Origin of the sequence: Kitasatospora sp. NPDC059817, assembly GCF_042731835.1 — a bacterium.
GTDB lineage: Bacteria > Actinomycetota > Actinomycetes > Streptomycetales > Streptomycetaceae > Kitasatospora.
Genome location: NZ_JBHWIR010000445.1, coordinates 1 through 1169, shown reverse-complemented (window position 1 = coordinate 1169; position 1169 = coordinate 1). Strand labels below are relative to the sequence as shown.

Sequence of the window (1169 nt, the reverse complement as noted above, 5' to 3'; positions counted from 1 at the left end):
CTAGTGTCCTGAGTCTTAGGAAAGCTATAGAAGTATGCTGGGCTCATGGCGCGTATGGGTCGGCCGACGGTCGAAGTGGTTCTGACGGATGACGAGCGTGAGACGTTGCTGCGCTGGTCGCGGCGGGCGACGTCCGCGCAGGCTCTGGCGCTGCGCTGCCGGATCGTCCTCGCTTGTGCCGACGGGCTGTCGAACACTGCGGTGGGCGCTGGCCTCGGCATCCATCCGACCACGGTGGCCACGTGGCGTAAGCGGTTCGCAGCCAACCGGCTGGAGGGCCTGGCCGACGAGAAGCGGCCGGGCCCTGCCCGCACGGTGACGGACGAGCACGTCGAGGATGTGATCGTGCGGACCCTGGAGACGACGCCGAAAGGCGCCACGCACTGGTCCACCCGCGAAATGGCGAAGCAGAGCGGACTGAGCCAGTCGACGGTCTCGCGGATCTGGCGCACCTTCGGCCTCAAGCCGCACCAGGTCGACACGTTCAAGCTGAGCAAGGACCCGCAGTTCGTGGAGAAGGTCCGCGATGTGGTGGGCCTGTACCTGGATCCGCCCGAGCGCGCCATCGTGCTCTGCGTCGACGAGAAGTCGCAGATCCAGGCACTGGATCGCTCGGCGCCGGTGCTGCCGATGATGCCCGGCATGCCCGAGCGCCGCACCCACGACTACCTGCGCGGCGGCGTCACCACCTTGTTCGCGGCGCTCAACACCGCTACCGGCGAGGTCATCGGCTCCCTGCACCGCCGCCACCGCGCCGCCGAGTTCAAGAAGTTCCTTGCCAAGCTCGACAAGGAAGTCCCCGCCGAGCTCGACGTCCACCTCGTCTGTGACAACTACGCCACCCACAAGACCCCCGCCATCCAAAAGTGGCTGCTCGCACACCCGCGCTTCCACCTGCACTTCACGCCCACCAGCTCGTCCTGGCTCAACCAAGTCGAGCGCTGGTTCGGCCTGCTGACGGACAAGCAGATACGGCGCGGCGTCCACAAGAACGTCCAGGCCCTGGAGAAGGACATCCGCGACTGGATCGCCCACTGGAACGAAGACCCCAAGCCGTTCACCTGGACCAAGTCCGCCGACGAGATCTTCGAACGCCTCGCCGGCTACCTCAACCGCTTGCCGAGCCCCAAGTCCTAGTTATGCAGTGCTTCTGAGACTCAGGACACTAG

Annotated in this window: 1 protein-coding gene; it reads left to right on the top strand. The window is 65.9% G+C overall.

The window, feature by feature from the left end; all coding sequences use genetic code 11:
* Nucleotides 1–45 precede the first annotated feature (45 nt).
* A complete protein-coding gene (locus ACFV61_RS36135; protein ID WP_380496434.1) occupies nt 46–1137 on the top strand; it encodes an IS630 family transposase in 1092 nt (363 codons plus the stop codon).
* The last annotated feature ends 32 nt before the right edge of the window (nt 1138–1169 follow it).